Origin of the sequence: Ancylobacter sonchi (assembly GCF_018390695.1) — a bacterium.
Lineage (GTDB): Bacteria > Pseudomonadota > Alphaproteobacteria > Rhizobiales > Xanthobacteraceae > Ancylobacter > Ancylobacter sonchi.
Window position 1 is genome coordinate 1 of the sequence record NZ_JAHBGF010000024.1, and the last position, 8116, is coordinate 8116.

Annotated in this window: 7 protein-coding genes and 2 pseudogenes; 5 read left to right on the top strand and 4 right to left on the bottom strand. The window is 62.0% G+C overall.

The features are described 5' to 3' along the window. Positions 1–80 precede the first annotated feature (80 nt). Complete coding sequence (locus KHC28_RS14430) at positions 81–431, bottom strand: hypothetical protein (protein WP_214009080.1); 351 nt, start codon at positions 429–431, stop codon at positions 81–83. A 281-nt stretch (positions 432–712) separates the two neighbouring features. Here KHC28_RS14430 and KHC28_RS14435 point away from each other — a divergent pair. Beyond that, a pseudogene (locus KHC28_RS14435) lies at positions 713–1573 on the top strand (transglutaminase family protein). 45 nt (positions 1574–1618) lie between these two features. Here KHC28_RS14435 and nhaA read toward each other — a convergent pair. From nhaA to KHC28_RS14450, 3 genes are read right to left on the bottom strand one after another with little or no spacing between them, the layout of a single operon-like run. After that, positions 1619–2932 (bottom strand): Na+/H+ antiporter NhaA, encoded by a 1314-nt coding sequence (gene nhaA, locus KHC28_RS14440; RefSeq protein ID WP_214009074.1) that lies wholly within the window; start codon positions 2930–2932, stop codon positions 1619–1621. Positions 2933–2984: 52 nt separating this feature from the next. Next, the gene (locus KHC28_RS14445) at positions 2985–3797 is read right to left on the bottom strand and encodes a transglutaminase-like domain-containing protein (RefSeq protein ID WP_214009075.1); all 813 of its coding nucleotides are present in this window, start codon (positions 3795–3797) and stop codon (positions 2985–2987) included. Between the two features lie 27 nt (positions 3798–3824). Continuing rightward, positions 3825–4100 carry a DUF1488 family protein gene (locus KHC28_RS14450; protein WP_214009079.1) on the bottom strand — a complete coding sequence of 92 codons (276 nt, stop codon included), beginning with the start codon at positions 4098–4100 and terminating at the stop codon, positions 3825–3827. Positions 4101–4218: 118 nt separating this feature from the next. On the opposite strand from KHC28_RS14450, the gene KHC28_RS27880 reads away from it, so the two are divergent. The 4 genes and pseudogenes from KHC28_RS27880 to KHC28_RS14470 all read left to right on the top strand — a co-directional run. Continuing rightward, on the top strand, positions 4219–4698 hold the full coding sequence (locus tag KHC28_RS27880) for a hypothetical protein (protein ID WP_214009076.1): 480 nt from the start codon (positions 4219–4221) through the stop codon (positions 4696–4698). Positions 4699–5463: 765 nt separating this feature from the next. After that, a complete protein-coding gene (locus KHC28_RS14460) occupies positions 5464–5961 on the top strand; it encodes a YciE/YciF ferroxidase family protein (protein WP_214009077.1) in 498 nt (165 codons plus the stop codon). A gap of 189 nt (positions 5962–6150) precedes the next feature. After that, positions 6151–7298 (top strand): IS3 family transposase gene (locus KHC28_RS14465; protein ID WP_214009078.1). Its coding sequence is split into 2 segments (ribosomal slippage): positions 6151–6415 and positions 6415–7298, totalling 1149 coding nucleotides; the frame shifts between segments, so codons are not numbered across the junction. A gap of 71 nt (positions 7299–7369) precedes the next feature. Then, positions 7370–8116: pseudogene (locus KHC28_RS14470) on the top strand (hypothetical protein); the annotation flags it as partial.

An 8116-nucleotide genomic window follows, 5' to 3' on the forward strand; every position in this document is an offset into this window, starting at 1 on the left:
ACCAAGCTAAAGCTGGTGAAGCGCCAAATGTACGGGCGCGGGAAACTCGACCTGCTCGAGGCGCGCCTCGTCGCGCATGCCTAGCACCTCACCACCAAATCTGCGTCAGAGCCAAACTTGCACGCCGAATAACATGCAGTGCCGCCTCGTGGAATTCCCAGTTCTCCTTGCCGGCCCAGTGCGTGCATTCGAACTGGTGCTGTACGTAGAACAGCCAGTCCGGCCGCAGGAACGATGAGGAGCGCGTAGAGCCAGAACTGCTCCAGATTTAACGCCATCAGAATCGCGGTCCAGGCGAGCGTGAAGGGAATGCCCGCAATCAGGAGTTCCCAGAGGCTGCGGCGCATGTTCGGCTGCCGATAGCCGCTCAGCTGAGCCATCCAGCTCTTCGCATCAGATTGCGCTACGCCGCATTGGTCAGCCGTCAGCATCATGTCTCCCCGTCACGCGCGTCAAGAGCGTATCTCGACGTGGGCCATTGATGGTTGCGAGATTTAAGCGGCCGATATTCTCTCTGTAGACTTTCGGCCGTTTTGCTGACCAAGCGCATTATGCGTCTCGCTCCGGTGTGGCCATCTCTCGCAATCGAGCGTCACGGCGCTACATACGGTGGATGCTGGCCCGATCTGCCCTCCATCCGAGGCTGGGAAGCGGCCTTGGCGCACATCTCATCGAGTTGTTCGCAGAGGTCCGGCTGATTTACTGAGATGCGGTGAGCGTCCTCAAAATTCATCATAGAACAACGTATCGCTACAACAGGCCCGTGAGATTACGGCCGCATCAGCTGATGCTGCGTCCTCGGGAGAGCCGGGAGCTTCGTCTGCGTTCGATGGACCTGACGATCACCCCCGGTGCGGTCGTGACGTGGGCCCATGACGTCGCCGGCAATATGGTGGCAACGGCGACCTTCCACGAGATGACTGACAATCTCGTCATCGACAGCCTCGCTGAGATCGAGCTCGATGCAGTCGCATGGCCGGTGTTCGACGTCGCCGCGTCAGCCATCTCCTATCCCTTCCAATACAGCGCGGACGAATGGACGGACCTGGGAGCCCTGACAACGCGTCAATGTCCCGATCCGGCGGGATGGCTGCGAACATGGAGCCTGGTCTTCGTCCGCGGCATGCCGACGGACAGGCTTGCACTGCTGAAGGACGGCAATGCAGACGCGCAGGCATGGACCTCTTATCAGAGGCTCGGCGACGAGGGTACGCAGTCACCGGTCCACCCTGTAGCGCGGCTGGGGATTGTGCCGCGATATGGCAGTTCTCTTCGTCGAGTCCGAGCGGACCCTCGGTTTCGGCGCGCGGATTGTCTCTAGCTATCTGCACAATCCCTCCCAGGAGCTTGCGGGAATGGTGGGCTTGGGATCAACCCACGTCTGGGCAGAGGCTATGTTCCCGGAGCGGGCTGGATCACTTTCGGTCCGACGAACCGCGGTGTGGGCGGCGCCAACCTCATCCCGGTTGCGGTTGGCTGCGATATTCGGCAGGTGATGCCCGTCACCTGGGAATTCTTCGGGACGAGCGGTGCGTTCGACGCCATGTCGGTAGACGTTTCCGTCCGGGCGTAAACGCAATCGAGCGCCATCCTTCGGTCAGCTGCCGCGCGTATGGCGCTATGGCGTTCTGCGAGACGTCAGCCAGTTCAACGCCAGGAAGCCGGCTGCTGCCGAAATGATGGAGGCGCCGAGAATGCCGAGCTTGACCGAGTCCAGAAGCGTGGGCTCGAAGGCAAGTTCGGCGATGAAAAGCGCCATGGTGAACCCGATCCCGGTCAGCAGGCTTCCAGCCGCCAGCAGGCCCCACGACAGCTCGTTTGGACGGATCCCCAAGCGTAACTTCACGGCAAGAACGCTGAAAAGCACAACCCCGGCAGGCTTGCCGACCACGAAGGCCGCGACAATCGCGGTGGTGAGCGCGGCATCAAAGGTCGCCGCCGCCATCGGCACGCCGGCATTGGCAAGAGCAAAGAGCGGCATGATGGCGAAGGCCACCCAGGGATGAAGAGCGATCTCCAGACGCTCGATTGGCGACAGCGCTTCGCGCGTGGCGACGCCCGCTCGATGGAGGTCGCCGCGCGCCGCCGCATCCCCACTCCAGTGATCGCCGGGAGGATAGGCGACCACGCGATCGAGGATCGCGTGCAATCGCGTGTCACTCACCCAGCTTCGCGCCGGCGTCATCAGCCCGAGGATTACGCCGGTCACTGTCGCGTGGACACCGGAGGTGTCAAATGCGAGCCAGATGCCGCCACCCACCGCGAAATAGACGGGAATGTTGCGCACCCCCAGGCGCGAAATTGCAGCCACCACGGCAAGTCCGATCCCGGCGGCACCGAGAGCAGCCCAGTTCAACGTGCCTCCATAGCCAATCGCCACGACTAGGATGGCACCTACATCATCAAAAATCGCCAGCGAGAGCAGGAACAGCCGCAAGCTCTCCGGAATGCGCGAGCCGAGCATTGCCAGGCACCCGATGACAAACGCCGTATCGGTGGACATGACGATGCCCCAGCCGTTTGCCCCCGGACTGCTGCCAATCACGAGCAGGAAAACCCCGGCCGGTACTACCATCCCGCCGAAGGCCGCTGCCACGGGCAGGGCAGCGACGCGCGGGTTACGGAGTTCCCCTAGCACCAGTTCGCGTTTTAGCTCGAGCGCAATGACGAAGAAAAAGAACGTCATCAGCCCGTCGTTGATCCAGTGCCTCAGCGAACGGGAGACCTCGACCTCGCCGAACCGGATCCCGGCCGGCATATCCCACAAGGCGAGGAACGAGGCCGACCATGCTGTGTTGGCGATGACCAGCGCGAGGACCGTGCTCAGCAGCAGAACCACGCCCGCCATGGCCTCGATGCGCAGGAAGCGCAGGAAGGGCCGGGTGAGCCGGTCTGCCGGTTCTTTAGGAAGCCGTGCGAGGCTCTCGTTCATTCGACAAGCCTCCTCTCACTCCTGATCGCCTCCCGGCCGGGCTCCTTTACATTTATGTCGGTCCCGGCACCTCGTAGGTCCATACCCTGAATGCCTTCAGGACGTGAGGACCGAAGGAGTTGATCAGCGGTATGTCAGCGGCGTCACGGCCGCGAGAGACCACGATCCGGCCGATGCGCGGCACGTTGTTGCGCGGATCGAATGTGTACCAAGCGCCGTCGAGAAAGACTTCGATCCAGGCGCTGAAATCCATCGGGTCGACGACCGGCACGCCGATATCCCCCAGATGCCCGTTCACATAGCGCGCGGGGATGTTGAGACAGCGGCAGAAGGCGACGGCGAGATGGGCAAAGTCGCGGCACACGCCGACCCGCTCGTGGAAGGTCTCGAAAGCCGACCGCGTGGAGCGGGCCTGCATGTAATCGAAGCGGATGTGGTTGTGCACGAAGTCGCAGATCGCCTGCACACGGCCCCATCCGGGCGGCAGCGTACCGAACATGTCCCATGCCGTCTGGCTGAGGCGGTCGGTCTCGCAATAGCGGCTGCCCAGGAGATAGACGAGGGTATCGTCCGGTAGTTCCAGCACCGGCACTTCCTGCGCGGCCGGCAGCACCGGATCCAGCCGGCCATCGTCCTCGATGGTGGCGTCGCCCCAGATCATCAGGTCGCCCGCCGGCGCGACCAGCCGCCGGCATCGGTTGCCGAACAGGTCGCGATAGGTCGATGTCGGGACATTGGGGGTGGTGAAGAATGTCTCCGCCGCGCGGATATCGGCGGCGCGATCCTCATGGACGGACAGCAGGCAGACGAGCGCGGTCGGTTGTTGGCAGGTCAGCGTTATCTCATAGCCGTAGCGGATCAGCATCAAGGATTCCCGGGAGTCGTGCCCCGTCTAACGGATGTCGGCGGCAGTGAGGATGTAAGGGGCGCGGTGTCCGTTCGAATAGGCCCTGGACGCGGCCGCATAGATGGAGCTTCGCCGGGAGTCGAAAGCGGAAAGACATGCCGTTTCCGATGCTTCCGACAGGAACAACGGATTGGCCGGATTCACCAGCGCGCCGATGTCGACGAGGAACGCAACCTCGAACATGCCGTCATAGCCGGTGAACCGGACGGCGTTCCGCGCCTTGTCGAGGCTGCGGCTCGGATTGGGAAAGGCCAGCGTCATGGTGACCGTGCCGTGATTCCAGACATAACGCTCCGGGCGAGCATCCCCCCGAGTTGGTTCAAGGCGACGGCCTCTCTTCTTGCCCCACAGCGGCGTCGAAGGTGCAGGAATGAAGTGTATGACCATTCTCGTCGACAATCCCGAGAGCATCAGGCCGCTGCGGCATTTCGAGCGACTCAGCCAGCGACCGCGCCAACCCTATCGCAGCGTCGAGGTCGACCGCGCCCACGGTTTCGCGACCGACGACCGCATGCGCGTAGTCCCGTTCCCGTGTACGATAGAACTCGATCACGAACTGCATCATATCTGGTCCGGAGAGGTCGGCGATCAACGACGGAACGTTCTGTCGGCGAGGTCTCCGCTCTCGCCCGGCACATTCGCTCGGACCATTTCCAGGCTGTCTTCCGTCGCCACCCGCTCGTGCTGTTCGCGCTCGTTGCGGATGCGGCACTGCAACGAATTTCCGCTCGGCGGCAAAGTGCCGATGACACGGTATATGTCGCCGGACCGCGCGGTGAAGACGCTGTATCCGCCCCTGAGCCTTACAGCCTGTCCGATCGCGAAGAGACGCGTGGTCGGCTCGCTGCGGATTGGATAGGCAATGCGTTGCGGATTGCTTTGAGTAGTCATGACGGCCTGTAGTCCTTTTCAAGTATTCTATAGCGGTTCGCCCTTGGGCCCGGATGACAGCCGACAGCAGATAAGGTGAAGCGCGCACAGCGCGACGGTGTCGATAACCAACCATATCCGAAGCCGGCCTCCAATGTTGCCAGCATATCCGTGGTCAACATGAGCGTTCCCGAATCGAACATCGCGACATACGCACCGGATTGGCGCTATGCATCGGTATCGAAAACTTGGTAGTGATGGCGGGTCGACGTCTCTGACACCGCGAAAGCCAACTCGGCCAAATCAGCGAATGAAATACCCCTTGATTGTGTTCCACGCAAGGTAGATCACTCTCACAAAATATTCTGACTCATCATCCTAAGGATTGGAAAAATAAAACCTCACCCGATCACATCGGATGGCGCCGATTTTTTTCGGCGATCGCCCGTCTTTCTACACGAATCTCTTAGCATCCATTTCGATATTTTTGGACGCAGCAGTGCGACCGATGGATTGATCCTGTTGCATTCCGTGCTCAGCCGTGCCGCCCGACGCCGCAAAACTTTCTCGCAATTGCGGATATACCGGCGCTCGGCCTGCGCAAGTGATTGTGGTAGCCCGATAGGTTATTGTTGGTGCAGCGCCTGCGTTGTGACATGCAAGGAACCTTTGCGCCTGGGAGCCGCTTATTGGATGAGCTTCTTCACGACCCCGTGAGAAGTAGCGCCCATGTGCGCACCAGAGGACAACTCCCATGATTAAGGAAAAAACGCTGGAAGATCTCTTCCACGACACGCTCAAGGACATCTATTACGCCGAGCGGAAGATTCTGAAGACTCTTCCCAAAATGGCCCGCGCCGCCTCGTCCCCGGAGCTGAAAGCCGCTTTCGAAAAGCACAAGGATGAGACTGAAGTCCACGTCGAACGCCTTCAGCAGGTGTTCGAGCTGATGGGCAAGCGAGCTCAGGGCAAGACGTGCGACGCCATTGAAGGCATCGTGGCCGAAGGCGAGGAGATCGTCGAGACGTTCAAGGGCACGCCTGCGATCGATGCCGGCCTCATCTCTTCGGCGCAGGCAGTCGAGCATTATGAGATCACGCGCTACGGCACGCTGAAGCGCTGGGCGCAGGTACTCGGCCTGAAGGACGCGGTGACGCTGCTCGACGCCACGCTCAAGGAAGAATCGATGACCGACAAGGCGCTGACAAGCCTGGCGGATGCATCCGCCAACGCAATGGCGAAGGCCGCCTGATCCAAGCAGCCACCCGGTATCCCCGCGGTGGCTGCTTCATTTCAGGATCCCGTCTATCGAGAGGAGACCATCATGGGCCGTGGCATTTTACTCTGGCTGCTTGGTATTCCGATTCCGATCATCATTGGCCTGCTCCCTGGAAAGTGGTCCTCCGTGAAGTAGGCTTTCGGGCCTTTGGAGGATGGCGCTATGGCGCAGAAGAAGCATAAGCCTGAAGAGATTGTCGCGAAGCTCCGTCAGGTGGACGTTTTGGTGTCGCAGGGACGGCCGGTAGCCGAAGCGATCCGGACAATCGGGGTGACGGCGTTCACCTATTATCGCTGGCGCAAGGAGTTCGGCGGGCTGAAGAGCGACCAGGTGAAGCGGTTGAGGGATCTCGAGAAGGAGAACGAGCGGCTGCGCAAGGCGGTCTCGGACCTGACGCTGGAGAAGCTGATCCTGAAGGAAGCCGCCTCGGGAAACTTCTGAGCCCCGCCCGGCGGCGGCGCTGTGTCGAACACGTCGTGAGCAAACTCGGCGTGTCGGAGCGGCTGGCATGCCGGGTTCTGGGGCAACATCGGTCCACGCAGCGCAAGATGCCAATGGGGCGAGCCGACGAGGCGGCCCTGACCGCCGACATCATCGCGCTGGCCACCCAGTATGGGCGCTACGGCTACCGGCGCATCACAGCCCTTCTACACAGGGCGGGCTGGGTGGTGAACGTGAAGCGCGTGGAGCGGATCTGGCGGCGGGAGGGGCTCAAGGTGCCGCACAGGCAGCCGAAGATGGGTAGGCTCTGGCGGAACGACGGGCCCTGCATTCGACTGTGGCCGGAATATCCCAACCACGTCTGGTCCTACGACTTCGTCGAGGACCGTACCCATAATGGCAAGAAGTTCCGCATGCTGAACGTGATCGATGAGTTTACGCGGGAGTGCCTGGCGATCCGCATCGACCGCAAGCTCAACTCGACTTCGGTCATCGACGTCCTATCGGACTTGTTCGTGCTTCGGGGCGTGCCGGGACACGTACGTTCCGACAACGGCCCGGAGTTCATCGCCAAGGCCGTCCGGGACTGGATCGCCGCGGTCGGCGCCAGGACGGCCTTCATCGAACCGGGCTCGCCCTGGGAGAATGGCTATTGCGAGAGCTTCAACTCCAAGCTCCGCGACGAACTCCTCAACGGCGAGATCTTCTACAGCCTGGCCGAGGCGCGCATCGTCATCGAAGGCTGGCGCCAGCATTACAACACCGAGCGACCTCACTCCTCGCTCGGCTATAAACCACCGGCTCCAGCGGCCATCCTGTCCCTGAAGCCCTGCCAATCAAGCCAGGCCGAAAGGCCCACTATGCATTAGAGTCCAGCTGGACCACTCAATAGGGGCAGGCCATCATCCTCCTCGCGCTGTTCGTCCGATAGGAGGGCGCCATGGCATCAACCTATTCGGCAACCGACATCGCCGCCTCCGTCGAATCCGCCTCCGCTGTGAGCTGGGGGCCGATCATCGCCGGCGCCTTCGCTGCCGCGACGCTCACCTTCGTGCTCATGCTGCTGGGCTCCGGCCTCGGACTGACCATGATTTCTCCCTGGTCCAACGAGGGCGCCAGCATCACCACCTTTGCCGTCCTCTACGGCAATCTGGCTGGTCATTGTTCAATGGCTATCCTCGGGCGTTGGCGGCTATCTGACCGGGCGGCTTCGCACTAAATGGGTCGGCATCGCCACCGACGAGACTTTCTTCCGCGACACCGCACACGGTTTCATGGCCTGGGCGGTGGCAACGCTGCTGGTGGTTTCGGTGCTTGGTTCGGCCCTGTCCGGAGCAATCGGCACAGGTGTCCAGGCCGCCTCGACCGTGGCGTCCGGTGCTGCGCTCGGGGCTTCGGCAGGCGCAACCGCTAGCGCCGGATCCGGCAGCGGCAGCTCGGACGCGACGTCCTACTTTGTCGACGCCCTCTTCCGCCCCTCCGATCCCGCGCAGTTGGCAACGCCGGGTGCCGAGGGCAATGCCGCCGCGGCCGCGCAGGCTTCGCGCATCCTGATCGCCAGCGCCGCCGCCGGAGAAGTCTCCCCCGGCGACAAGACTTATCTCGGTCAGCTCGTTGCTGCCCGCACCGGCCTATCCCAGGCGGATGCGACGGCGCGGGTCGATGCCGTGCTCGCCCAGGTCAACGA

Bases quoted from the DNA above. Each gene is read 5' to 3' on its own strand.
- KHC28_RS14430 (WP_214009080.1), bottom strand. From the start codon at position 431: ATGCTGACGGCTGACCAATGCGGCGTAGCGCAATCTGATGCGAAGAGC.
- nhaA (WP_214009074.1), bottom strand. From the start codon at position 2,932: ATGAACGAGAGCCTCGCACGGCTTCCTAAAGAACCGGCAGACCGGCTC.
- KHC28_RS14445 (WP_214009075.1), bottom strand. From the start codon at position 3,797: ATGCTGATCCGCTACGGCTATGAGATAACGCTGACCTGCCAACAACCG.
- KHC28_RS14450 (WP_214009079.1), bottom strand. From the start codon at position 4,100: ATGACGCTGGCCTTTCCCAATCCGAGCCGCAGCCTCGACAAGGCGCGG.
- KHC28_RS27880 (WP_214009076.1), top strand. From the start codon at position 4,219: ATGACCATTCTCGTCGACAATCCCGAGAGCATCAGGCCGCTGCGGCAT.
- KHC28_RS14460 (WP_214009077.1), top strand. From the start codon at position 5,464: ATGATTAAGGAAAAAACGCTGGAAGATCTCTTCCACGACACGCTCAAG.